Here is a 23,928-nt window from a genome sequence, read left to right as displayed (position 1 = left end):
GATGATCAGCTTCGACAAGGTGACCAAGGTCTATCGCGACGGCAATACCGCCGTCGACGAGTTGAGCCTCGAGGTCCCCACCGGGATGCTCACGGTGTTCGTCGGTCCCTCCGGTTGCGGCAAAACCACGGCGCTACGAATGATCAACAGGATGGTCGATCCCAGCGCGGGCGTTGTCGCCGTCGACGGCACCGACGTGTCCACGGTCAACCCGGTGCGGCTGCGGCTGGGCATCGGCTACGTCATCCAGAGTGCGGGACTGATGCCGCATCAGCGGGTAATCGACAACGTTGCCACGGTGCCGATACTGAAGGGGCAATCGCGCCGCGCCGCGCGTGCCGCCGCCTATGAAGTGCTCGAACGCGTCGGACTGAAGCCCGAAGTCGCACGCCGCTATCCGAGGCAACTCTCCGGAGGGGAGCAGCAACGTGTCGGGGTGGCCCGCGCGCTCGCCGCCGACCCACCGATTCTGTTGATGGACGAGCCGTTCTCCGCCGTCGACCCCGTCGTCCGCCACGATCTGCAGAACGAAATCCTGCGTCTGCAAAGCGAATTGCGCAAGACCATCGTGTTCGTCACCCACGACATCGACGAGGCGTTCAAGCTCGGCGACGTGGTGGCCGTGTTCGCACCGGGCGGACGTCTGCAGCAGTGTGACAAGCCAAGCCAACTGCTTTCGCGGCCGGCCAACGAATTCGTTTCGAAATTCATCGGTTTGGGCCGCGGCTATCGGTGGCTGCAACTCGTTGACGGTGCTGGGCTGCCCATGCACGAGCTGGAGCGGATCCCCGCGAGCGGTCTTGGTGGCGCGGTGGGTGGCGCGCGACTGCACGAGGATTGGTCGCTGGTGGTCGACGACGACGGCAAGCCGTTGGGCTGGATCGACCAGGAGGGCCTGGGCCGGTACCGCGCCGGAGCGGCGTTGTCGGAGAGCATGGCCGTTGTCGGGTCGGTGTTTCGTCCCGGCGGAAACCTCAGCCAGGCACTCGACGCGGCGTTGTCGTCACCGTCGTCGCTGGGGGTCGCTGTTGACGCCGACGGTCGCGTCATCGGCGGCATCCGGGCCACCGATGTGCTGACCGCGTTTCAAAGAGGCACGATGCCCGACGGCGAGGCCACGACATGCACTACCTGATGACGCACCTCGACGCCGCCTGGGCGCTGACCATCGTCCATCTACGGCTGTCGTTGGTTCCGGTGCTGATCGGATTGGTGATTGCGATTCCGTTGGGTTTGGTCGTGCATCGCGCGCCGACGCTGCGCCGACTGACGACGGCAACCGCCAGCGTGGTGTTCACCATCCCGTCCCTGGCCCTGTTCGTCGTCTTGCCGTTGGTCATCAAGACCCGCATCCTGGACGAGGCCAACGTCATCGTGGCCCTTACGGCCTACACCACTGCGCTGCTGGTGCGGGCGGTGCTGGAAGCGCTGGACGCGGTGCCCGCGCCGGTGCGTGACGCGGCCACCGCCGTCGGCTACTCGCGGTTCACTCAGATGCTGAAAGTCGAACTGCCGCTGTCGATTCCGGTCCTTATCGCGGGTCTGCGGGTGGTGGTGGTCACGAACATCGCAATGGTTTCGGTCGGTTCGGTGATCGGCATCGGGGGGCTGGGTACCTGGTTCACCGCGGGATTTCAAACGAACAAGAGCGATCAGATCGTCGGGGGCATCGTCTTGCTGTTGCTGCTTGCGATCGTTATCGACGCGGTGATCAACCTGACGGGTTGGCTCATCACGCCGTGGGAGCGTCGCAGCCTGTTCCAGCCGTTCAAAACCCCCGTCGTCGGGGGCGCGCGATGAACTTCATCGAGCAGGCGCTGTCGTATCTCTGCACCGGCCGCAACTGGACCGGGCCCGTCGGCCTTGCGGCTCGCATCGGCGAACATCTGGAATACACCGCGATGGCCGTGGCGGCTTCGGCGATTATCGCCGTTCCTCTCGGGTTGGTCATCGGTCACACCGGTCGCGGCCGGCTGCTGGTAGTTGGGGCTGTCAACGGACTGCGTGCGCTGCCGACGCTGGGTGTGCTGCTGCTGGGCGTGCTGTGGTGCGGGCTGGGCCTTGGACCGCCCATCGTGGCGCTGATGCTGCTTGGCGTGCCCGCGCTGCTGGCAGGCACGTACGCGGGTGTTGCCAGCGTCGATCCGCTGGTGGTGGATGCGGCCCGTGCGATGGGCATGAGCGAGTCTCGGGTGCTCTTTCGGGTGGAGCTGCCCAACGCGCTGCCGCTGGTGCTAAGTGGGCTACGTAACGCGACGCTGCAAATTGTGGCGACCGCGACAGTGGCCGCCTACGCCAGTCTTGGTGGGCTGGGGCGCTACCTGATCGACGGAATCAAGGAGCGTGAATTCCATATTGCGCTGGTGGGCGCGCTGTTGGTGGCGTTGTTGGCCCTCGTCATCGACGGCCTGTTGGCGCTGGCGGTGTGGGCATCGGTGCCCGGCACGGGCCGGCTACGCAGATCTGTCGGGTGGCCGGACCGCGAAATTGACGGCGGAGTTATTGACAAAGGTGCCACTGCAGCCAGATACGTCCTACGGTAGATACGTGAACGCAGTCTCCCCTGACCCAACGCCGCGCGTGATCCCGGCGATGTTAACTTGGCGCGCGCAGGACTGTATGCGCATGGAGTCGGTGCGAGTCCAATTGTCCGGCAAGCGAATTAAGGCAAACGGCCGCATCGTGGCAGCCGCCACGGACACCAACCCGGCCTTTGGCGCGTTCTACGAGCTGCAGACCGACGAATCCGGAGCCACAAAGCGGTTTGGGTTGACGGTGACCCTGGCGGAGCGCGAACGCCAACTCGCGATCGCGCGTGACGAAGAGAACATGTGGCTGATCACCGATCACCAGGGCGAGCGCCGTGCCGGGTACAACGGCGCGCTGGACCTTGACGTGGTGTTGAGCCCGTTCTTCAACGCGCTGCCGATCCGACGGCTCGGTTTGCACGAACACGCGGAGTCGGTGACGCTGCCGATCGTCTACGTGAACGTGCCCTCGATGACGGTCACAGCAGACACCGTGAGCTATTCGACCGAAGGTCGACTCGACGGAATCAAGTTGCGCTCACCCGTGGCCAACACCACGGTGACTGTCGACACCAACGGATTCATCGCCGAGTATCCAGGACTGGCAGAGCGGATCTGATCACTCCGCCGGCCCGACCCGCGGCCGCCAGCTGTTCGCGCCATCTTTCGGCGCCGATGGTGACGGTGATGATGTCCGAGCGCGGGAAGCTCTCGTAGCGGACGCGCGCGGCGTGGCCCGCGTCGACGAGGTCGGCCACCGAACCGTTGCACGCCAGCGACTCACGGGCCCGGGTCAGCAGGTCGATGACGGTGTCGGTGACTGGGACCAGTTGGCTGGTGTTGCTTTCGCACATCGCGCGGACCAGATCTGGCGCGGTGCCGGCGACCCGGGTGGCATCGCGGAACGACCCGGCGGCCAACGCGAACGCGAGGGGCACCTCGGCGGCGGTGATCGCGAGCGCCTCGGCGAGCAGGTGCGGCAGGTGGGAGATCGCGGCCGCGGCGGCGTCGTGTTCGTCGGATTTGGCCGGGACCACTACCGCGCCGCAGTCCAGCGCCAACGTCATCACCATCGCCCACACGTCCGGAGCGACGTGTTCGTCCACGCTGATCACCCAGGGGGCACGGTTGAACAACCCGCCGTGACCGGCCGCCCACCCCGAGTGGGCCGTGCCCGTCATCGGGTGGCCGCCGACGAATCGAGCCTGCAGACCGGCGGCGACGACCTCGTCGAGAACCGCGAGCTTGACGCTGGTGACGTCGGTGAGTGGGCAGTCGGGCGCGGATTCGCGGATGTGGGCGAGCATGTTCGGCAGGGCCGGCATCGGAACGGCCAGCACGATCAGTGCCTGGGTTTCGGCGGCGCGGGCCAGTGTCTCGGCCAGGTCGGTGCTGGCGTCGTAGCCGGCCGACGTGGCGCCCTGCGCCCCCTCCACGGAGCGGTTGTATCCGAAGACCTCGCGTCCCGCTCCGGCCGCGGCCCGCAGGATGGAACCGCCGATCAGCCCGAGGCCGAGTACGCACACCGGAGGCCGCGCGACACTACTAGTCACGGACCTAGGTTGGCACAGTTCGGCGGCGGGCGCGGTGCTCGTCCCGGCTCATCTGGTCAGAGGCCTGGTCAGCGACTACCGTAGGCGCCCATGGGAGCACAACGGGCCGCCGCTCCATCGCCGTCCGGGGATACGCCGGACGGCTTCGGTGTAGCAGTCGTGCGCGAGGAGGGCCAATGGCGCTGCTCGCCCCTGAGTCCCAAGGCGTTGACCAGTCTGAAGGCCGCTGAGACCGAGTTGCGTGAGCTGCGCAGCGCGGGCGCCGTCTTCGGGCTTCTCGACGTCGACGACGAGTTTTTCGTGATCGTGCGACCCGCGCCGGCAGGCACTCGGTTGCTGTTGTCGGATGCGACCGCGGCGCTGGATTACGACATCGCCGCCGAAGTTTTGGACAGTCTGGATGCCGAGATCGATCCCGAAGACCTCGAGGACGCCGATCCGTTTGAGGAAGGCGACCTGGGGTTGCTGTCGGACATCGGGCTGTCCGACGCGGTGCTGGGGCTCATCCTCGATGAGACCGACTTGTACGCCGACGAGCAACTGGGCCGCATCGCCCGGGAAATGGGCTTTGCCGAGCAGCTGTCGGCGGTGATCGACCGGCTGGGTCGGTGAGCGCCGTCGGGCTGGCTGCAGTCGTCGCCGGGTTGTCTGTAGCCGCCGTCCGGCCGTGGTGATCCGCGACGAAGATCTGATCCGTGCCGCGTTGGACGTTGCTGGGACGGCGGGACCGCGCGACGTGCCCATCGGAGCCGTCGTCGTCGACGCCGACGGCAACGAGCTCGCGCGGGCGGTGAACGCCCGCGAGGCTCTGGGGGACCCGCCCGCACATGCCGAGATAGTGGCCCTGCGGGCCGCGGCTCGGGTGCTCGGCGACGGATGGCGGTTGGAGGGCGCGACGCTGGCGGTCACGGTCGAACCGTGCACCATGTGCGCCGGGGCGCTGGTGCTGGCCAGGGTTGCGCGACTGGTGTTCGGGGCGTGGGAGCCCAAGACCGGGGCGGTGGGCTCCCTGTGGGACGTGGTGCGCGATCGTCGGCTCAACCATCGCCCCGAGGTTCGGGGCGGAATCCTGGCTCAGGAGTGCGCCGCTCCGCTGGAAGCGTTCTTCGCGCGCCAGCGATTGGGGTGATGGGCCTCCGATTCGGTAAGCTGCCTGGCGGTGGCGTGTCCGAGCGGCCTAAGGAGCACGCCTCGAAAGCGTGTGACGGCTAAAACCGTCCGAGGGTTCAAATCCCTCCGCCACCGCCACAGCCCTCTGCGTAGTCGCGCCTCGGGGGCTTCCATCAGACTCCAGCCGTTCATGGCGTGGCTCGGATGATCAGTCTTCTAAAGCGAGCCGGTTGACTGCGTCCTGATTCTCTGGGGACGGGTCGAAGTAGGGCAGCACCGATTTGACCTGCGTCCACGCCTGCTCGGTTGCAGCGCCGCAGTGCCGGATCGCATACAGCGCTCCCACCGCGGCGGTGCGCGAGCGCGCCTCGGCACAGTGAACGAAGACTTCCTTGCCCTCGCCCCGGAGTTCAGCGATGAGGTCGGTCGCGTCGGCGAGGGTGAAGTCGAGGTTCAAGTTGTGGCCTGGCTGATCGATCAGCCGAACCCGGATCGACTCAACACCTTTCGGAACCTCGGTGTTGCCGACGCGGCACAAAGAGACAACCGCAGTTACTGAATCGGGCAGTACGTCGAGTGCGTTCTGGGATCCGAGCCATACACCGGGGTCGGCTGGGTGCTGCACCGGTGCAGTGCGGAGAAAGTGTGCGCTGGGCACTGTCGGCGCCGTCGGGTAACCGTCCGCGGTCGGCTTACCTTGGCGCGTGGCAAGGAAAGCGAGCCCGCTCAGGTCGTGGATGTCGTAGTCGGGCCATCCGTGCACCTTGCGCTGCCAGGACAGCGGGATGCCGGAGACGCCGTGCAGGGCACCGGCGAGGGAGCCGGCGATTGCGGCCACGGTGTCGGTGTCGCCGCCGCCCCGAATTGCACGAGTGATCGCGCTGCGGTAATCGGTTGCACCTTGGATCGCAGCGGCAGCGGCGAGGAAGGCAACGATCACCCTGCCGTTGTCCTGCTGGAAGTCGCGTGGGTCGGCGCCGGCGGCGGTTGCCTGGTCGATGAGGTCGGACCACCGGTCGCGGCGCGCGCCGGCAGGGACGAATTTGAGACCGGCCCGCAGGTCGAACGCGCCGGTGCGGATCGCGTGCCGGATTGCGAGGCACCACAGCACGACCGCATCGACGTTGTCCAGCTCCCAGTGGGTGAGTTGGGCGATACGCGCGGCGGCGTCGGCGAGCTCCGCTTCGCGACCGTTCGTCAGGTACCCGAGGGCGACTGGGCCGGTGCGCATGAGTGAGCCGTTGCCGCCGCTGTAGCCGCGACGTTTGTGGACCGCCTCAGCGGCGGCACGTCCAGCAGCCTCGGTTACGTCGTCGCCGAGCGCGCCGAGCACCGCGCGGGTCTGGTTGCCGACGTCCTTGGCGTCGTGGTGCCAGCGCTCCCACACGGCCAGGATGCGGCCGAGGGTGTTCGAGTCGTTAAGGGACGCGCCGTTGGCGAGCTCCTCGAGGATCGGCATGGCCATCTGGGTGTCGTCGGTCCATTCGCCGACTCCGTGGCGAAACTTGGACAATCCGAAGGTCGGCTCGAAGGCGTCGGGATGGGCGGGGCCGAACTCGTATTGGGAGCCGAGGGCGTCGGCGACGGCAGAGCCGACAACGGCTCCGATCGCGCGGTCGGTGCGGTGGGACATCAGGACGTCGTTCATAGTGTTCTCCTTCTGGTGTTTTCCGGGCTTTGCATTCGATGGCGGGTGGGGCAGCGGGGGAGCTGCGGCGGGGGTTAGATCCCCGCGAGCAGCGGGTGCTGGTGGTTGTATGCGGCGAGGTGGACGATGCGCCAGAATTCGGCGTCGATTGAGCGTTCCGTTGTTGGCAGTGCGATCCCGCCAAGGTGCGTTGAGCCTTGGGTCGCTGCGAGGGTGACGACCGAAGGGGATTCGCGGTCGACGTTGATGTGCGCTTGCTCGACCTTGAATGCGAAAGCACGGGCCCGGTGGCCGGAAGTCGCCACCTCAGGCGCGTGTTCCGCGTCAAAAAGGGCGGCCTCAAGGATGCCGTTCCACCGTTTGGCGAGCGCGGCGGGCGTGGCGAGAAGCTCCATCCCGAGCACCCGTCCGCCGACGCCGATGATCACGCCACGCTGGCCGTCAAGCGGCTTGGTCGGCAGCGGCCGCTCGCCCCGCTGGCCACGGGTGCAGCTGACGCGGTCGAGGTGATCGGCGAACGATCTGGTTGCGGTAGGCGCGTGCGTCTCGTAGCGGGACGCGATTCCGTGCCAGACCGCTTGCTGGGGGCTGGCACCCCGTTGGTAAGCGCGGTCGCGGGCGGTCCGCAGCGTTGCGGAGACGCGGCGGCCGGCGGCACGGTGGCTACGGCTGCCGCCTTGCTCCCACCGGCCGTGCTCTACGCATAGCGCTCCAATGGTGGTCGTCTCGTTCGGGGCAACGATGGTCGAGTGGGCGACCATCCGTGTCTGCCAGCCACCTTCGAGCAGGTCGCCTTCGATGAGAACGACCGGCTTCGAGCCGAGATTCACGGCGGTCAGCGAATTCACCTGCCCACCACCGTGCTGCTCACCGATGTCGAGGGCGCCAAGGTCCCACTCAAGACCGGTGGCGGCGCCGCCGTCGGCCCAGACGGGAAACAAGGTCAAGGCGCCGTACTGGGCGCCCCTGCCGACGTGCAGCAGCGGAAGGGTGGGGTTGGTGTGCAGGGTCATGGCGCTCCTATGCTATGTGCGTATTTGTAAGTATGCGCTGAGCATAGCGAGAAAGTATGCAAAGAGCAAACGCAGCCGTTGCTCAATGCATAATGCTGCTGATAATTTGGGGCTATGAGCGGAGCTATCAGGCCCGACCCCCGAGGGGGAGAATCCCCCCGAGGGGGAGAGTTCCCCCCAGGGGGAGACTCGGTCGGTGAAAGGATCAAGCGTCGACGCGAAGAACTCGGCATGACCCGCTCCGACCTCGCCGCTGCGACGAAGCTCTCGTACCCCTACATCTCGCAACTCGAAACGGGGACCCGCCACGCCTCCCACCGCGCCCAGCTAGCAATCGCGCGGGCGCTCGGCGCCGGGCTAGACGACCTGTTCAATACGGAGCTGCGTGGCCTTTCGCCGAGCAGGATGCCGGAGCACACGCTGTTATTCGAACCGATCGATGAGCGCGATGCTGCTTCGGCGGCCGTTGCCGCATCCAGGCAGTCCGTGTCGAAACGAAAGACGCTCAGCGAAGTCGTCGCCGCCGCTGTCGAAGAGATCCAGTCCTTGCCGAAAGCGGCGCGACTGGAAGCGCTCAACCAGGTCCAGAAGATTGTTGTGGGCTCGCTGACCTCAAGCAATCGCATCGAGAGCCTTGAACCGAATGAAGTATTCGTCTTCGGGTCGAACGCGCGCGGACTGCATGACGGCGGAGCCGCCCGCCAGGCCCTCAAGTTCGGCGCCGTCTGGGGCCAAGGCCACGGCCGCCAGGGCCAGACCTACGCCATCGACACCATGACCGACTTCCCCACGCTCGTCAAAGAAGTGGAAACTTTCCTGGACTACGCGCGCCAGCATCCTGAGTTGCGCTTCCTGGTCACACCGATCGGCACTGGCGTCGCGGGTTATCGCGCTCACCAAATCGCCCCACTCTTCGTCCAAAGGCTCGAAAACGTAGTTCTGCCTGCGGAATTCATAGCGGTTCTGGAAGAACAGCCCTGAGCCGATCACGGGCATTGGCGCAGGCGTGGCGTTCGTTGCCCCGGGTGATCGTGTCGTAGAGCAGTCGTAGATCGATGCGCGGGTGGACGCCCTGGTCCGCTCGGCGAACAATCACCTGTGGCTACGCAACGCAACTGAAAATGCCGCCGACCTGCATCGTGCGTGTCCTGACCTGCACGACGAGATCATGGCGTCGGTTAGCGCTGGTGGTTTCGACCTGGCGAAGGGCTGGTCTCCCGTGGGCTGGGACGAGCAGTGATCCCTGCTGTTACGGTCAGCTACTACCAAAATCGGGACGGTCCGGCGGCCAGTACTTCTACGGTGGCTGCGGCCAGCGCGTCCTATTCGCCCACTCGCAAAGCTGATGCGACCAACAAAGTCGAATCCTCAAGCGGGGTATCAGGTTCCGGTGTCAAAGGCGGTGCACCCAAGCTGAGCTGGCGCTGGAGGAGATGGCTTTATCGGCCAACGCAAGAAGTGGTGGATAACGACGACCCTCGAGTTCCCAAGACCGTCGCTGAGGCCAAGAAACAGCGCCGCACGTGGCAACTTATAGAAATCCATTGGTACGGCACCGGCGGCCATTACTGGCGACGAATGGACATGAGCACGTTATGGGCGGCGCAACCCACCTTCACTGCAACCTGGCACCCGGACAACGGACCCCCGGCCGAACTCGCCCGCGCAAATGACCACGATGCTTACTACGCATGCGTTCGGCACCATCAGGCGAACTGGACTGGCTGACTGCAGGCACCCGCGGGTCGACTACCCGAGGTAGTGCGGCTAACGCCGCGGATTCTCGAAGTGGCTTGCACCATCCCCACCTTCGCCGTCTTCTTCGCCCGTCGCCCATGTGCCGGGAAGCATCGGCACCACGGGCGCGCGGCCGAATTCACCACGCCCTACGCTCGCTAGCCCCGCCGCCCGGGTGCCGGCATCCGATGCCACGCCGCTGAATCCGAGCACCCTGGCCCCTCGATCCGATCCCATCGCTGCGCCGTTGCGGTCCATGTCCTCAATAGGGTCGTCATCAAGGCTGACGAACTCATGGCGGTAACCACGATCCGGCATTGCTGCCTTTCGACGTCGGCGTGCTCGTTCTTTTTCGCGCGCCGACGCGGCTGCGGCCGATGGCGTGGTGACGAGGTCCGGTTCTGGGGCTCCGCGCTGGGCGCCGACGCGCATTACCGCGTCGGGACCGATGCCAGGCCCACCGACCAGGTACGGATAGATGCCGCCCGCCAAGCCGGTGGCCGGCGGCGGTGGGCTTCCGGGCGTCCCCGCCGTGGGCACCGTGGTGGCGGACGCCGACGTCGGCACGGAAGTCTGCGTCGCGGTGGCGGCCACGTGCATGGGAGAGATTCCGACTCCTTGCAAGCCTGGCTCGGGGGCCGCCGGCATAGGGGCAGTAGGGGCGGGAACCACGCCGGGCTCGATTCCCGCCAGCCCGCTCAGCCCTGCTGCCCCGCCCGCGAAGCCGACGTTGGCAAGTGGCAGAAGAAAAGGAATCGCCTGCAACTGCGGGAAGGTGCTGATTACTTCGCCCGCGTGGCTGATCTCGTCGGCAATGAGCAACGGGATATCGGAGGCGAGCCGCGCGAGGGACGCCGACGGGTTCTGAGGAAAGTCCGCCAAATCCCGGCCTAAGGTTTGGGTGATCTGGGTAACCCGGTTCACCCACCAACTCAGTTGCGTTGGGTCGCCCTCGTCGTTGTCGATGATTCCGCCGTGATCGTGCCCGGGCTCATCCTCGTGTCCGGGTTCATGCTCATGCTCGGCGTGCAGCGGCTGGATTAATGGCGCCGGCTCCGTATGGGGAGCAGACGCCGCGGCCGCGTTGGAGACGGCCTCATAGTCGGTCATCGTGGTGGCGGCCTGAATCCACATCCGCACGTAGTCGGCCTCGTTGAGCGCTATGGGAATCGTATTGATCCCGAAGAAGTTCGTCGCGACCAAGACCGCGTGCGTCACATGGTTGGCGGCAAGCTCGGCCAGGGTCGGCATCGCCGCGAGGGCGATGGCGTATGCCGCTGCAACGGCTTCGTGCCGGGCGGCCACGGCCGCGCTGTTGGCGCTGGCTTGCGACAGCCACGCCAGATAGGGCACGTGGGCGGCGGTGTAGCGCGCGGCGGTCGGGCCCTCCCATGCCCCGGCTTGCACACCCGCCAGGATTTCCGCGAGTTCATTGGCCGTCGAGGCATATTCGGCACTCAACGAACTCCATGCCTGAGCAGCAGAAAACAAGCCACCCGGACCCGGACCGCTACTGAGCTCAGCGGAGGGTATCTCCGGAGGAAACGCCATCCAGATCGCCATACCAGGGAACCCCCTCCCCGGGAACCGACATACCAACGGCACAGCTGTAGTGGTTGTCGCTTCAGTGGTTCGAGAAGTTCCCGGTCAGGTTGAAATCATCTACGCGTATCTAATTGCGTTGTGGCTCAGATATTTTCGAGTCGCAGATTTGCCAGGCCCGGTTTTGTCGTAGGTGGCTGCTTTGATGGGGGTATGTCTTTGGCGACGGCTTCTTCGGGTGCGGCGGGGTTGATTCCCAAGGAGCGGTTGGAGGTGTTGTTTGCCGAGTTGGCGGAGTTGTGTGGTCAGCGCAATGCCATTGATGGGCGCATTGTGGAGGTGTTCGCGCAGATCGAGGGGGAGCAGTTGTGGGGGAGGACCGGGGCGCGGTCGTTGCCGGCGGTGGTGGCCTGGAAGACGGGGGTGTCGCCGGGTAATGCGCACACGATCGCTGCGGTGGCGCGGCGGTCGGGGGAGTTTCCGCGGTGTGTGCAGGGGTTGAAGGAGGGGCGGTTGTCGCTGGATCAGGTGGGGGTGATCGCGGCGCGGGCCGGGGAGGGCTCGGATGAGCATTACGCGGAGTTGGCGGCGGTGGCCACGGTCAGTCAGTTGCGTACGGCGGTGAAGTTGGAGCCGCGTCCGGACCCCGCGCCCGAAGCCGAGTCCGGGTCGGGGTCGGGATCTAAGCCGGAGCCAGAGCCGCAGGCGTCGATCAGCAAGACCGGTGATGAGCGGTGCAGCGTTTGGCGGATCACGTTGCCGACGGTGGAGGCGGCGACGTTCGATGCGGCGTTGCGTTCGCATCTGGATGGGTTGATCGCACAGTGGAAGCAGGACCGCGAGGCCGCCGGGGGCGGTGGTGGTGAGTTCGCGGTGCCGATGCCCACGACAGTGGAGGCGTTTATGGCGTTGGTGGCGGCGGGCTGGGATGCCGAGGTGGCGCGGCGTCCGCAGGGGCAGCACACCACGGTGGTGATGCATGTCGATGTCAAGGATCGGGTGGGGTCGTTGCATCTGGGTCCGGCCCTGTCGCGCGAGGAGCGCCAGTACCTGGGCTGCGATGCGACGTGTGAGGTGTGGTTCGAGCGTGATGGTGAGCCGATCGGGGCCGGGCGTAGCATGCGGGCGATCAGTCGCCGATTGCGGCGGGCCTTGGAGTATCGCCGTTCGACGTGCGCGTTCCCGGGGTGCGGGGCCAGCCGGGGTTTGCATGCTCACCACATCGTGCATTGGGAGGATGGCGGGCCGACCGAGCTGGGCAATCTGGTGTTGTTGTGTCCGTTTCATCATCGGCTGCATCACCGCGGTCTGATCACCATCACCGGTCCGGCTGACCGGTTGTGTATCACCGACAGCGACGGGCGCGTGTTGACCGGGGCATCCCTCGCGCGGCCACCGACGCAGCCTCCGCCCGATGTGCCGCCGTGTCCCGGGCCGACCGGGGAACGCGCCGACTGGTGGTGGTACCAGCCCTACGAACCTCAACCGCCGACCACCAACTAGACCAGGGGTCCCCCCGGGGCGGGTCGGGCTGGCCTAACGCCGGCGCACCGCTGGAATTGGTGCTAGCGCATGCGCCAGCGCTTCCGGCGATCGCCTCATGGTCTGCTGACGGCGCCGGTGACGCCTGCGCCGAGCAAGCCGGGGCCGCACACCTATTGTCAGGCGCCGACGAGGCTCACCCGAGCAGCAGCGCGCGCCCGTGCCTGCCGGACCTCTCGAATTGCCCCGCCGCCGAGACTGTTCAACAGAGCCTTGACCGCCTTGCGCCGGGCGAACCGACCGACGGGCGTGAACTGAGGCGTGTTCATCAGCTGCTGCGCCCACCGAGGATGCAAATCCTGTACGGCCCAATGGATTAGCGAATACAACGGCCGCTGATATACCGGATAGCGCCACGGGGCCAACGGATTGAGAAAGCCCACCGTTGGCAACGTGACGCCCAGATGCGGCACCGAGTCCTCAAGCACCTGCATCACGCCGGCCTGGGTCTTGGGTACGTTGACGCCACCAAGCGCCTCGCCCATCCGGGCGTACTCCGCGAAGAACTGTTCAAGGCGCTCACCCTGCAACGGGCGCGGGTGATACGCGGTGTGTGCGGCGGCCAGACCCCACGCCTGCGTCGCGTAGTTCCATGTCAACAGCTCGGGGTCGTTCGCCCGGTACGGGTGCCCGTCGGGGCGGACCCCCTCGATCTTGTCGTGCATGGCGCGCACCGTGCGGCAGACCTGCTCGGCCACGGGGGTCGGTCCCATCGCCACTCCGAGAAAGAACGCAACGGAATGCCCTGTGCGCGAGGACATTCCCTTCTCATCAAAGTTGCCGGTCGGGACGCCGTCCGCGCTACGTTCAATGGCGCGCGTGTGCTGGTAGCCCATCCACGCCATCGACGGATGCAGCGTCTCCATCATGGCCGCGGCGGCCAAGCCGATCTGGAACGTGCTCAGGTGCGAGTGGACGTACCAAACCGCGCTGCCGGGTCCGTACCAGCCGGGGTCCCCGGCGGGCTCGTCGAATCGGACGCCCTTGAAGAACTCCCGGCGCACGGGTTCAAACACCCGGTCCAGCAAGCGATCTGACAAGCTGAGCCCCGCCCGGAGCTCCGCCGAAGCGGCCACGTCAACCATGCCCGCTAGCCTAATGCGAATGTCTAGTCGCATAATAGTCGCATTTACCGGAGGATCGGAGTCCGAGCGTGGCGCGACAAATCCCTAGGAAGATCCCTCGGCAAGAGCGTTCTCGCCAGATGGTCGACCGGATTCTGGACACCGCCGCTCGCATTCTTGACGTGTCTGGCTATGACGGCGTTTCCACCCACCGCATCGCCGCCGAAAGCGGGATCAGTCCCGGCAGCATCTACCAATACTTCCCGAACAAGGACGCCATCGTCGCCGCCACCGTCGAGCGGATGATCCAACGCATTGCAGGTGAACTGGTCCAAGCGTTCGACGAGCCACCCGCGCGCGGCGCCGATCCCGTGCGACATGTCGTCGTCGCAGTGCTCGACGCCACCGAGAAGAACCGGGAGCTGGTCCGCGTTCTCGTCGAGCAGATGCCCCGACTCGGCGGCTCGGACGAGATCAAGACCATCCAACAGCGCGCCACCGACCTCGCGGCCGGCTACCTGGCCGGCGCCACCAACGCCGTACCGCTCCGGCAACGCCCGGCGATGGTGTGGATGGCCGTACAGGCGTTGCAGCAGATCACAATTCGCTACGTGCTCGACGAACCCGCGATCGGACGCGAGGAGTTCATCGACGAACTCAGCCGGTTGATCACGACCTTCACCACGTTGTCGCTGACCCCGAGATAGCCGATATAGCGCTCACGCGAGCGCCCCCATGACCGCCTTGTCCACTTCGAGGTCGAGCACTGCAAGGTTCGCCCGCCGAAATCCTTCGACCACAAACTCCGCCGGCTGCAGTCCCGGCCACACCACACACAGCCCGACGGAGTCCCACGCGTCGAACGCAAAGAACCGATAGGCCTGCCAGGCCGTGTCGAAGTCCGGCGGGTCCTCGACACCATGCTCGGCCAGCGTCTCCAGATAGAGCCGCACCAACGACTCCTCGTGTGCGCGACGCAGTTCCGTGGGTATGGAGTGGGTGCAGAAGTAACTGACTTCGCGGATCCCCGGGCCACGGTGGATCACCTGCCAGTCCAGCAGACCGCCGCGTCCGTCCGGCAGTCCGTAGGAGTTTCCGGCATGCGCGTCACCGTGCAGCACAGTCTGCGGTCCGCGTTCCCAACGGGCGTGCAGCGCTCGGTCGTGCTCGTTGACGAAGGTTGCCATGCGTCGCACCGCCGGATTGAGGTCGTGCTCGTCCGACGACAACAGCTTCTTGCGCATGGCGCGGAACTGCCAGAGCAACAGCTTGAAGCCGGGCCGCCGACTCTCGGGCGCGATCCACGACAGGTCGTCCGCCAGCCGCGGACTCTCCCAGAACGCCGCGTGCAACTTCCCCAGGGCGCGCATCATGCCCTGCGCATAGGCCAGGTCGACCTCATCCGGTTTGGCGAGGAATCGTGCGCCGGAGGCGACGAGATCTTCAAGCACCAGCAGATGACGGGCTCCGTGTCCGGCGTGGCCGGCATACACCGCCGGCGCGACGTCGTCGCCGAGCTCGGGCCGCAGCTGTTGATAGAAGCGCACCTCATTGATCGCCATATCGAGCGCGGCGACCATCGTACGGTTCTTGGCCGAGAGCGGCGTGGACTTGACGAACACGCTCGAAGGCAGGCTCGCGGCAATGCCCGCGGCGTTCCATTCGATCCCCAGGCGGCGACGGTCGGTCGTGCCGGTGGTCCCGTCCAGCGGTACCAGCGCCTCGGCCACCGCTCCGGGCGCGCGGCCCGCGAACTGCTGCGACAGCCAGCGCGCATCGACTCCGTCGGCCGAATGTGGCTTGGGCGCAGGCAACCACGGCGATACCGCCAGTGCGGTTTCCACAATCGCGCGGGTGGTGCTGCCGGGCTTCATCGTCCTCCTCGCGGGACCGTAAACCGCGTGAGACGGATGATACTGTAATCGCCAATGAGTCCCACGCGGAAGGCTGGCAACCTCCTGGCCGGCGCGCTCTCCGCCCGCCCGGTGGAACGGGACGCGTCGGACACCGCGATCCTGGAAGCCACGCTGCGCTGCCTGGCGCGATACGGCATGGAACGCATGACCGTTGAGGACGTCGCCCGCACCGCCGGGGTGGGCCGCGCGACGGTCTTCCGCCGCTTCGAATCGAAGGACGACCTGATCAGGCAGGCCCTGGCGCGCGAGCTGCAACGCCTGGTCGCCGAGTTCGGGGAGAAGGGCGGCGCGATCGACGATCCCCTCGAGCGCCTCGTCGAGTTGTCGGTGCACACGGTCGGGGTCATCCGCACCCACCCGGTCGCCCGCCGACTCGCCGAGGACGACGACGCGCTACCGCTACATCGCGATCCCCGCCTCACGCAGTTCCAACTCGACGGTCTGAGGCGCTACCTTGACCGGACGGCGGCCGACATCGGTGTCAGCACCGACACCGAATCGATCGCCGAACTTCTCCTGCGCTTCTTCGGAAGTGTCTGGCTGGCACCGGAACTCGGCGCGTCCCTCGATGACGAGGCCAAGGTGCGCCGCATGATCACGACGTTGCTGGCACCCCTGATGCCGGGGTTTGGGCCAGATGCGCGATCAACGGTCCCAACTCAATTCGAGTGAGTCGAGACCAAAGACCTGTCCGGCATGCTCGACGGGTTGGTTGATCACCCGATAATCCGGAATGCGTTGGTGCCACTCCTCGAGCATGACGGTCATCTCTTGGCGGGCCAGGTGTGAGCCGAGGCAACGGTGCGGACCGGCGCCGAACGAAATGTGTCGGGAGACCCCGCGGTCCAGGTCGACGTGACGGGCATCGGGAAAGATCGTCTCGTCACGCCCAGCGGCCGCCAGCGGAAATGACGCCATGTCACCGGCTTTGACCGGGCAACCGTGAAAGTCCATGTCGCGGGTGGCTTTCCGGGCCGTCTGAACGATTGGATACGCGCGCAGCAGTTCCTCGACGGCCAGTGGAATGATCGACGGTTCGGTTGCCAGCCGTGCTCGGTCATCGGGGTGGGTCGCCAGATGCAACATGGCATAAGCCAATTGGCTTGCGACGGTGTCCAGCCCGGCCATGAACAGCAACAGCAGGCAGTTCAGCAGATCACCGTCGGCGACCGGTTCCCCGTCAATGGTCCAGCCGATCGCGGCGCTGACAATGTCGTCGGCGTCGGGGTTCGGGTTCGCGCGGCGCTCCGCGATCAGCGTTTGGAAGTAGGCGACGACCTGCTGCATGCCTTCCAGACGGACGGCCATGACTTCGTCGCCGACGCCGGTCTGGTGCAGCATCTTGTCTTCCCACTCCAGAAATTCGTCGAGGCGCTCGACCGGCATCCCCATGATGTTGAGGAAGATGTGCGACGGAAACACCCGCGCCACCTCTTTGACAAAGTCGCAGGAGCCCTGCGGTGCGATCTTCTCGACCAACTCCGCGGCCAGTCGGCGATGCTCCCCTCGTAGCGACTTCACCCGGCCGGGCGAGAAGTACTCGGCCAGCACGTGGCGCCACTTGGCGTGTTCGGGCGGGTCGATCATCACCGGGATCCACTTGTATGGCGGGTTCGGGTCCGTCGGCACGATCACGCTGCTCGACCACCACTCCGGATGCTGCAACCCTTCCAAGATCGCGCTGTAATCGGTGAACATCCAGTAGCCGTTGCCCTCTTCGTTGCGGAACACCGGGCGCAGTCGGTCCTGCCGGTCGTCGATGCTCTGGAACCCGATCAGCGCGGGGCCGCCAAGTGCGGTCAGTTCGAACTTGTCCACCGGGCACTGGCCCACGCCCACCTGGGTTTCACCGCTCACGTTCGTGTCCTTCCTTCCAGTTGCTCGACCAGGCTCTGCGCCGCGGCTGCCGTCGCGGCCGCCGTGTCCCGGAGTTCTCTTGCGCGAGAGAGAATGTCACCGCCGTGGCCGTCGCGCGCCTCGATTGCGGGTACGACGAACTGCCGAAACCGCTTGCGCACAGCGGCTTCTGAGCGGTCGACACCTTCGGCTGCAAGGTAGGTCTGTTCGACGAGGAAATCGATGAGGTCGTCGAACGGCACGTCGGTGCGGATCTCACCGTTGCGCTGGCCTTCGCGCACCACCGGGCCCATCGCACCGACCGCGGCTTCGTGTACTCGCGGATCGTTGCTACCGGTGGAATGCTGGGCGATCAGTGCAGCGATCGACGCATCGGTCGGCAGCTCACGTGCGGTGTAGATAAGCGCGGCCTCCACTTTCGCGAACACCCCGGTCTGCGCCGCCATAAGCTCCTGGACGGCCGCAATATGCCGCTGCGCACGACGGATCGCGACCTGCACGACCACCTCGGAGATGCTGCCCATGCGGCGAAAAGCGGTAGCGCGAGAAACGCCCGCTCTTTTGGCGATCGCTTCCATCTGCACGGCACCGGGCTCGGTTTCGGCGAACACTTCCTCGGCGGCGTGAATCAACCTGCGCCGCACGAAATCTTCTTCCGGGTTGTCGGGACGGAAGTCAACAGTCATGTGATAGCCCTGAGTGGCCGGTCCATCCTCAGCACCCCTTTCGGGCCGACTGTGATTTGATGCACATTGTGCAACCCCTCAGGCAGCGCAGTATCAATTTGAGACTAATCGATGAGACGGGAATCACAAGACCATGACCGACATGGATCTGCAGACGATCGAGTTCAGCGTCGGTGACCATGTCGCGACCGTCGCCCTCAACCGACCGGAACGGCTGAACAGCTTCAACAAGCGCATGGCCGACGAGATGGCCGCGGTCTGGCACCGGGTACGCGAGGACGAGGACATCCACGTCGCGATCCTGTGCGCCAACGGCGACCGCGCCTTCTGCACGGGCCTCGACATCTCCGAGGGCGTGTGGTGGGGGGAACAACCGATCTTCAACCAGGAAGACCCGGGGGCGGTACTGGGTCCCAAAGGCCACAAGGTGTGGAAACCGGTGATCGCCGCGTTGCACGGGATGGTGGCCGGCGGCGCGATGTATTTCGTCAACGAGTGCGATTTCGCGATCTGTTCGGAGAACGCGGTGTTCTTCGATCCGCACGCCAATGCCGGCATCGTCTCGGCATTGGAGCCGATGGGCATGTTGGCGCTCGGGGTGCCCTATGGCGAGGTGATGCGCTGGGCGCTGCTGGGCAACGAGGAGCGCTTGTCCGCGCACACCGCACTGCGTATCGGACTGGTCACGGAGGTAGTTCCCGACGACCAATTACGTTTGCGCGCGGCCCAACTGGCCGCCGAGATCGCCGCGCGACGGCCGCAGGCCATCCAAGGCACCGTGCGCGCGATGTGGGAGGCTCGCGATTTGACGCCGTCGCTGGCGCAGCGCCACGGCCTGTCTTACACCCACATCGGCAACGCGGGAGCGCGCCGTCCGTCAACCCGCGGTACGCAGCCGCCGCGCATCCGCTAGCTCACTCGCCGTGCAGGCGGCGCAGCTCCTCGCCCACCTTGCCGCCTCTGGCCGAGGCAATCCGCGCGCCGCGGCGCCGCAACTCGACGTCGGGAACCGGCAGCGCCACAGCTCCGGTCTGCTTGGAGGGCAGCAACACCTTCGCGGTGCCCTTGGTGGTAGCTTCGTCGCGCTGGTTGGTGGCCGCCACGTCCACCGAGACCGCTTCCTGCGGGCCAGCTTTGGCGGTGACAGTTCCGGTGCAGAGGTGAATGTCGCCGTGGTAGTTGAAACCCCTTGTCTGGACTTCCATCTCGGCAAGCCAGCCGTCATCGCCGATCCAGTTGGTCAGCAGGTGGCTGATCCACGCCGCGCGCATCTGCCCGTAGTCGTACGGCGCGGGTATGCCTAACGCCTTGGCCCGCTCGGGATCCCAGTGCAGACGCTGTACCACGTCGGGCACTCCGTACTCGTCGGGCACGAAGAACGCCGGCATTCTCTTACGCATCTTGTGGGCGTACTTCAGCGGGCCGACGCTGTATCCACCCCAGCCCCAACCCATGTGCATGCAGATGATGTCGACGACGGTCAGCGGTCCCTTCATCACCGGCGGTAGCTGGTCACCGACCTCGACGTCCTCCCACCACTGCGGATCGGCGCCGCGACGGACCTCGGCTTCATAGGCGGCCTCCACCTCCGCCAGTGCTTCCTCGGTCCAGGTCTGGCGCTGGATGTGGGAGTACTTGCCGGCCTTCTTCGAAGCATGCCGCTCGGCGTTGATGTAGGACTCGTCGCGGGTGGCAATCGGATTGCCGTCGATGTCGACATAGAGACTGCGGAAGGTCTCCTTGACCGAACGGCCGCCCGCGAAGGAAGAGCTCTCCTTCACCTCCACGTCCAGGGTGTAATGCTCGACCAGGACGGGTCGCCCCGGGTAAACCGGCTTGTACCAGGTCCATTTCACGCCCGAGTAGTACTTGCCCGTGCCCCGAAAAAGCCCCTTGAACAGCTTCTTGCGTTCCGGGTCAGTGAATTTCGGTGTCTGGTCGATCCCGGTGGAGATCAGAAACGTCGGCGGCGCGATCTGATCGTGCCAGCGCGTCGTGGCGCCGTACGCCGGGCTGTGGAACAGCGGGTTGTCATCCCCGCAGCCAAAGGCGAAGTGGCTGATGACATCCTGGGACGGCACCCGGTTCCACAGTTCGCCGGACTTGTAGACCGGAATGCCGATTTGAGCGCGGGCCCGTTCGATGTCTTCGTCGGTGATCCGGCCCTCGACGGCCGCGGTGTCGTCCTCTGTGGTGGTCATCAACTCTCCTTGGATTCGCTGAGCGTCCCGTTTCTGAAGGGTGGCAGGATTCGACGCACGGCCCGTTCGCGCAATGCGTCGGCCCGACCGATCAGGGCCGCGTTGGCCTGGGCGCGGCGCAGCAGCAGATGCGCCGGGTGCTCCCAGGTGAAGCCCAGGCCGCCGTGGATCTGGATGGCGGCCTCCGCCGCAAGCACCGCGGCGTCCAGCGCGGCCGCGGCCGCTAGGTCCACCAAATGTTCGGCATCGGCCTGGCAGGCGGACGCGGCGAGGACCTGGCTGCGGGCGCCTTCCAGCGCGACGGCCATGTCCGCGCAGCGGTGTGAGATCGCCTGGAAGCTGCCGATCGGGCGGCCGAACTGCTCACGCTCGCCGGCCCAACGCACGGCCATCTCGAGCGCCCGCGATCCCACCCCGACCGAGTCGGCGGCGACGGCGAGTACGGCCACCCGACGCGCGGCGGCCAGCGCGTCCCGCACCCGATCGCCGGTTGCCAGCAACGTGGCCGGGGCGTCGGCGAAGTCGACCGAGCCGATCGTGGCGGTCAGGTCCAGCGATTGGTGCGGGGTGACGGTCACACCGGGCCCGCTCGGGTCGACGCTCAACACGACGTCGGCGTCGCCGTCGCGAGCCAGTACCAGCAGCACCTCTGCGGCGGGCGCGCCCGCCACGATCGGCACCGAGCCGGTCACGCCGTCACTGTCACAGCGGGGCAAACCCGTTGTGCACCAACCGGAGTCGTCGAGCGGGACGACGAACGCCGCGGGTGTGCCACCGCTGATCCGCCGTGCCACGTCGGACGCACCGACGCTGCACGCCACCGCCAACGCACCGAGTGTCGGCACCAGCGGCGCCGCCGTCAGAGCTTTGCCGGCCTCTTCCACCGCGGCGTAGAGCAACCGCGGCCGCGCCCCGGCCCCACCCAGCGACTCGTCGAGTGCCAGACCCGGGAGCCCGAATTCCACCAGCGCCGCCCACGCGCGGCGATCCCACGAACCGACCGGCCGGGCGCGGTCGAGAACGGCCCCGACGTCGACGCAGGCGTCCAGTGCCTTGGCCAGCACGGAGCGCAGTTCACGCTCGTCGTCGTCGGGCAGGGCCAGCGGCGCCCCTGGCGCCACCGCGGCTTCGCGGGTCTTCTCACCGCGGTGTGACGGCAGGCCCAGGACGGTTTCGGCGATGGTGTTGCGCTGGATCTCGGCGGTCCCCGCGCCGATGGTGGTGGCCCGGCTCATCAGATACCCGTACGTCCAGCGCCCGCCGTCCGCGGCGATCGCGGCCCGACTGCCCAAAACCGCTCGCGGTCCCAGCGCCCGCAACGCCAGCGCGTGCAGGTGTTGTTCGAACTCCGATTTCACCAGTCGGTTCACCGACGCGACCCCGCCGGGATCCTCGCCGCGCAGCACCGTCGCGAGCGCGCGTGCGCTGTTGGCCGCGATCGTTTGCACCCCCGACTCCAGTCGCGCGATGTCCTGACGCACCGACGGGTCGGCGGTCAACCCGCTCTTGGCGAGCAGCGCGACGACGCGGTCGACGGTGCGGCGGTATTTGAACTCGTCGGCCAGGAAGGCGGTGGCCCGCTCGTGGCCGAGCGAGGTCCGCATGATCTCCCACCCGCGGCCCTCCTCGCCGACGATGTTTTCCACCGGCACCGCGACGTCGTCCAGAAACACCTCGGCGAAGTGTGCGGCGCCGCTGATGTCGCGCAGCGGGCGCACCGTGATGCCCGGGCTGTCCATCGGGATGAGCAGGTAGCTGATGCCATCTGTGCTACGGCCCGGAGGACCGGTGCGCACCAGGGCGAACATCCAATCGGCCCGGGCGGCCATCGACGTCCACACCTTCTGCCCGGTGACGCGGTAGCGGTCCCCGTCGCGAATTGCTTTGGTGGACAACGATGCCAGATCGCTGCCCGCACCGGGTTCGGAGAAACCCTGACACCAGAACTCGTCCGCCCGCAGCAGCGGTTTCAGGAAGCGGGCCTTCTGCGCCTGGGTGCCGTGGGCGATCAGCGTGGGCGCCACGATGAACGACAACGGGCACGGGTGCGGCGGCGTGCCTGCGGCCGTCGTCATCCGGTAGTACTCGAGTTGGTCCTCGAGCGACAATTCCAATCCGCCGACCGACCTTGGCCATCCGGGGGCGGCCAGGTCGTTGTCGACCAGCTCGGCATGCCAGCGGCGGGCGGCCTCGATGCGGTCGCCCGTAACATCCCTTGGCCGCCTGACGAAATCGTCGAGGAGCCGCTGCAGGCGGTGCTGCCAGTCGGTTTCGTCAGCGGACAACGGATTTCACCCTGAGGTCGACGTTGTCGTCGAAGCCGTCATTGGCCTGGCCTTTCGCACTGAAACGACCGTGTGATACTCAAATCGTCTATAGAGTATCAACCGTCTTAATCGCGTGTTGGGGGCTCTTGGCCTCTCGGCACCTCGGCGCGACGACGCGTAAAGACACGGCGTCAATATGGTGTCGATTCATTACGCAGACAGCGGTAATTGACGGCCTCGATGGTATGTATGCGAGTGCTGATTCTGCTGTGGTGGCGGGGGGCATGGGATGGCGTCGCTAAGCCGCTCGTTGGCTTCGATCGCTTTGTTGCTGACAATCGGTGGCAATGTTGCTGCTGTCACGCCTACGGTTGCCCATGCGGCCGACGAAGCGGTTCCCGCGACGGTCTTCACCCTTGACCCGGCATTTCGCCGGTTGCCCACGAACTGGTTGCGGGGTGAGCTGTTCTGGCCGCCGAATACCACGGTCCGGGTCCCGTACGCCAACCTTCCCGCGGCGATCAATGTGCACCGCGGCGCCGACACGCTCGATCAATATCTGCATGCCACCGCGGGACCGAAGATCGTCCTCGGCCACAGCGAAGGTGCGCAGGTCATAGACGACTGGCTGCGTCGATTCGGCCCGGGAAGTGATATCGATCCGGCGACGGTGACCTTTGTTCTCACCGGCGATCCGGAAAGCAAGTACAACGGCTGCATGAGCATACCGAACAGCGGATGCACGGCCGCTTATGGCGGAAAGGGCTTTCCGATCGACACCCGCTACACGGTCAAGGTCATTTCCCGGCAATACGATTTCTGGGCCGACTGCCCCAATGATCTTTCGAATTCCACCGCGCGAATGAACAGGTTTGCTGCCATGTGGGTCGGGGGTGGGGGCCAATACCGTCAGGTGCACGGCGACTACAGCAACATCGGTCTCAACGATCCGTCGAACAAGACTTATGTCGAGGGAAATGCGACCTACATATTGGGATCACCCGTGACCTATTACCTGCCGATGGTCACGCTGAACCTGACGACATCGGACGCGTCGAAACGCATCGCCGACATGCAGCTTCGCCCCAGCGTTGAAGCGGCGTACCGCCGGCCGATGGAGGCACCGCCGCCGCCCTACTGACCGGGTGGACGCCGAGATTGCCGCCACGGTCGTGATCGGGGCCCGGAGCACAGCCGTCGCCGCAATCTCGGTGGCAAAAACGAAACCCTAAACCGGCACCCAGACCGGACCCACCCAAACACC

24 protein-coding genes and 1 tRNA gene are annotated in these 23,928 nt (G+C 66.2%); 15 read left to right on the top strand and 10 right to left on the bottom strand.

What is annotated here, in order from left to right; all coding sequences use genetic code 11:
- Position 1 precedes the first annotated feature (1 nt).
- The 4 genes from BST27_RS22965 to BST27_RS22950 are packed head-to-tail and all read left to right on the top strand — an operon-like array spanning position 2 to position 3,147.
- On the top strand, positions 2-1,135 hold the full coding sequence (locus BST27_RS22965) for an ABC transporter ATP-binding protein (protein ID WP_069417872.1): 1,134 nt from the start codon (positions 2-4) through the stop codon (positions 1,133-1,135).
- The gene (locus BST27_RS22960; protein WP_069417873.1) at positions 1,123-1,800 is read left to right on the top strand and encodes an ABC transporter permease; all 678 of its coding nucleotides are present in this window, start codon (positions 1,123-1,125) and stop codon (positions 1,798-1,800) included. Before BST27_RS22965 ends, BST27_RS22960 begins: the two co-directional genes overlap by 13 nt.
- The gene (locus tag BST27_RS22955; RefSeq protein ID WP_069417874.1) at positions 1,797-2,543 is read left to right on the top strand and encodes an ABC transporter permease; all 747 of its coding nucleotides are present in this window, start codon (positions 1,797-1,799) and stop codon (positions 2,541-2,543) included. The genes BST27_RS22960 and BST27_RS22955 overlap by 4 nt, the downstream gene beginning before the upstream one ends.
- A 4-nt stretch (positions 2,544-2,547) precedes the next feature.
- The gene (locus tag BST27_RS22950) at positions 2,548-3,147 is read left to right on the top strand and encodes a putative glycolipid-binding domain-containing protein (protein ID WP_069417875.1); all 600 of its coding nucleotides are present in this window, start codon (positions 2,548-2,550) and stop codon (positions 3,145-3,147) included.
- Here BST27_RS22950 and BST27_RS22945 read toward each other — a convergent pair.
- A complete protein-coding gene (locus tag BST27_RS22945) occupies positions 3,110-4,054 on the bottom strand; it encodes a prephenate dehydrogenase (protein ID WP_069417876.1) in 945 nt (314 codons plus the stop codon). The genes BST27_RS22950 and BST27_RS22945 overlap by 38 nt on opposite strands.
- Before the next feature lie 117 nt (positions 4,055-4,171).
- Between BST27_RS22945 and BST27_RS22940 the strand changes: the two genes are divergently transcribed.
- The 3 genes from BST27_RS22940 (at position 4,172) to BST27_RS22930 (ending at position 5,329) form a co-directional block, all read left to right on the top strand.
- The gene (locus tag BST27_RS22940) at positions 4,172-4,693 is read left to right on the top strand and encodes a tRNA adenosine deaminase-associated protein (protein WP_069417877.1); all 522 of its coding nucleotides are present in this window, start codon (positions 4,172-4,174) and stop codon (positions 4,691-4,693) included.
- A 58-nt stretch (positions 4,694-4,751) separates the two neighbouring features.
- The gene (locus BST27_RS22935) at positions 4,752-5,210 is read left to right on the top strand and encodes a nucleoside deaminase (RefSeq protein WP_083148644.1); all 459 of its coding nucleotides are present in this window, start codon (positions 4,752-4,754) and stop codon (positions 5,208-5,210) included.
- 29 nt (positions 5,211-5,239) lie between these two features.
- A tRNA-Ser gene (locus BST27_RS22930) sits at positions 5,240-5,329 on the top strand.
- A gap of 70 nt (positions 5,330-5,399) precedes the next feature.
- On the opposite strand, the gene BST27_RS22925 is transcribed toward BST27_RS22930, so the two are convergent.
- Positions 5,400-6,839, bottom strand: coding sequence for an ADP-ribosylglycohydrolase family protein (locus BST27_RS22925; protein WP_069417878.1), 1,440 nt, complete (start codon positions 6,837-6,839; stop codon positions 5,400-5,402).
- A gap of 74 nt (positions 6,840-6,913) precedes the next feature.
- Positions 6,914-7,852 carry an ARPP-1 family domain-containing protein gene (locus BST27_RS22920; protein ID WP_069417879.1) on the bottom strand — a complete coding sequence of 313 codons (939 nt, stop codon included), beginning with the start codon at positions 7,850-7,852 and terminating at the stop codon, positions 6,914-6,916.
- Between the two features lie 114 nt (positions 7,853-7,966).
- Here BST27_RS22920 and BST27_RS22915 point away from each other — a divergent pair, with 114 nt between their 5' ends.
- The 3 genes from BST27_RS22915 to BST27_RS31600 all read left to right on the top strand — a co-directional run bounded on the left by BST27_RS22915 (position 7,967) and on the right by BST27_RS31600 (position 9,580).
- Positions 7,967-8,833: an A1S_2505 family phage non-structural protein gene (locus BST27_RS22915; RefSeq protein WP_079219532.1), complete on the top strand. Its 867-nt coding sequence runs from the start codon at positions 7,967-7,969 to the stop codon at positions 8,831-8,833.
- An 82-nt stretch (positions 8,834-8,915) separates the two neighbouring features.
- Positions 8,916-9,092, top strand: coding sequence for a hypothetical protein (locus BST27_RS32540; RefSeq protein ID WP_156789250.1), 177 nt, complete (start codon positions 8,916-8,918; stop codon positions 9,090-9,092).
- Complete coding sequence (locus BST27_RS31600; protein WP_139805313.1) at positions 9,089-9,580, top strand: hypothetical protein; 492 nt, start codon at positions 9,089-9,091, stop codon at positions 9,578-9,580. The genes BST27_RS32540 and BST27_RS31600 overlap by 4 nt, the downstream gene beginning before the upstream one ends.
- 39 nt (positions 9,581-9,619) lie before the next feature.
- Here the strand turns inward: BST27_RS31600 and BST27_RS22910 are convergent, their stop codons facing one another.
- Positions 9,620-11,152: a PPE family protein gene (locus BST27_RS22910; protein WP_069417880.1), complete on the bottom strand. Its 1,533-nt coding sequence runs from the start codon at positions 11,150-11,152 to the stop codon at positions 9,620-9,622.
- Positions 11,153-11,344: 192 nt separating this feature from the next.
- Between BST27_RS22910 and BST27_RS22905 the strand changes: the two genes are divergently transcribed.
- Complete coding sequence (locus BST27_RS22905; RefSeq protein ID WP_083148642.1) at positions 11,345-12,634, top strand: HNH endonuclease signature motif containing protein; 1,290 nt, start codon at positions 11,345-11,347, stop codon at positions 12,632-12,634.
- 158 nt (positions 12,635-12,792) lie between these two features.
- On the opposite strand, the gene BST27_RS22900 is transcribed toward BST27_RS22905, so the two are convergent.
- Positions 12,793-13,758: an oxygenase MpaB family protein gene (locus BST27_RS22900; RefSeq protein ID WP_079219531.1), complete on the bottom strand. Its 966-nt coding sequence runs from the start codon at positions 13,756-13,758 to the stop codon at positions 12,793-12,795.
- 119 nt (positions 13,759-13,877) lie between these two features.
- On the opposite strand from BST27_RS22900, the gene BST27_RS22895 reads away from it, so the two are divergent.
- Positions 13,878-14,444 (top strand): TetR/AcrR family transcriptional regulator, encoded by a 567-nt coding sequence (locus tag BST27_RS22895; RefSeq protein ID WP_079219530.1) that lies wholly within the window; start codon positions 13,878-13,880, stop codon positions 14,442-14,444.
- A 12-nt stretch (positions 14,445-14,456) separates the two neighbouring features.
- On the opposite strand, the gene BST27_RS22890 is transcribed toward BST27_RS22895, so the two are convergent.
- On the bottom strand, positions 14,457-15,611 hold the full coding sequence (locus tag BST27_RS22890) for a phosphotransferase (protein WP_069417883.1): 1,155 nt from the start codon (positions 15,609-15,611) through the stop codon (positions 14,457-14,459).
- 54 nt (positions 15,612-15,665) lie between these two features.
- On the opposite strand from BST27_RS22890, the gene BST27_RS22885 reads away from it, so the two are divergent.
- Positions 15,666-16,325, top strand: coding sequence for a TetR/AcrR family transcriptional regulator (locus BST27_RS22885; RefSeq protein WP_069417884.1), 660 nt, complete (start codon positions 15,666-15,668; stop codon positions 16,323-16,325).
- Here the strand turns inward: BST27_RS22885 and BST27_RS22880 are convergent.
- Together BST27_RS22880 and BST27_RS22875 are read right to left on the bottom strand one after the other, a co-directional pair.
- The gene (locus BST27_RS22880) at positions 16,299-17,471 is read right to left on the bottom strand and encodes a cytochrome P450 (protein ID WP_139805316.1); all 1,173 of its coding nucleotides are present in this window, start codon (positions 17,469-17,471) and stop codon (positions 16,299-16,301) included. The genes BST27_RS22885 and BST27_RS22880 overlap by 27 nt on opposite strands.
- A gap of 35 nt (positions 17,472-17,506) precedes the next feature.
- Positions 17,507-18,142, bottom strand: coding sequence for a TetR/AcrR family transcriptional regulator (locus tag BST27_RS22875; RefSeq protein WP_232007185.1), 636 nt, complete (start codon positions 18,140-18,142; stop codon positions 17,507-17,509).
- 187 nt (positions 18,143-18,329) lie between these two features.
- Here BST27_RS22875 and BST27_RS22870 point away from each other — a divergent pair, with 187 nt between their 5' ends.
- The gene (locus tag BST27_RS22870) at positions 18,330-19,109 is read left to right on the top strand and encodes an enoyl-CoA hydratase/isomerase family protein (protein WP_069417886.1); all 780 of its coding nucleotides are present in this window, start codon (positions 18,330-18,332) and stop codon (positions 19,107-19,109) included.
- Position 19,110: 1 nt separating this feature from the next.
- On the opposite strand, the gene BST27_RS22865 is transcribed toward BST27_RS22870, so the two are convergent.
- Positions 19,111-20,397 carry an FAS1-like dehydratase domain-containing protein gene (locus tag BST27_RS22865; RefSeq protein ID WP_069417887.1) on the bottom strand — a complete coding sequence of 429 codons (1,287 nt, stop codon included), beginning with the start codon at positions 20,395-20,397 and terminating at the stop codon, positions 19,111-19,113.
- Positions 20,397-22,682, bottom strand: a complete 2,286-nt coding sequence (locus BST27_RS22860; protein WP_069417888.1) for an acyl-CoA dehydrogenase family protein — start codon at positions 22,680-22,682, stop codon at positions 20,397-20,399. The genes BST27_RS22865 and BST27_RS22860 overlap by 1 nt, the downstream gene beginning before the upstream one ends.
- 271 nt (positions 22,683-22,953) lie before the next feature.
- On the opposite strand from BST27_RS22860, the gene BST27_RS22855 reads away from it, so the two are divergent.
- A complete protein-coding gene (locus BST27_RS22855) occupies positions 22,954-23,805 on the top strand; it encodes a PE-PPE domain-containing protein (protein WP_069417889.1) in 852 nt (283 codons plus the stop codon).
- Positions 23,806-23,928: the final 123 nt, after the last annotated feature.

It is taken from the genome of Mycobacterium intermedium (assembly GCF_002086275.1).
GTDB classification, from domain to species: domain Bacteria; phylum Actinomycetota; class Actinomycetes; order Mycobacteriales; family Mycobacteriaceae; genus Mycobacterium; species Mycobacterium intermedium.
The sequence above is the reverse complement of the archived record's forward strand: the minus strand, read 5'-3'. Positions and strand labels throughout refer to the sequence as shown.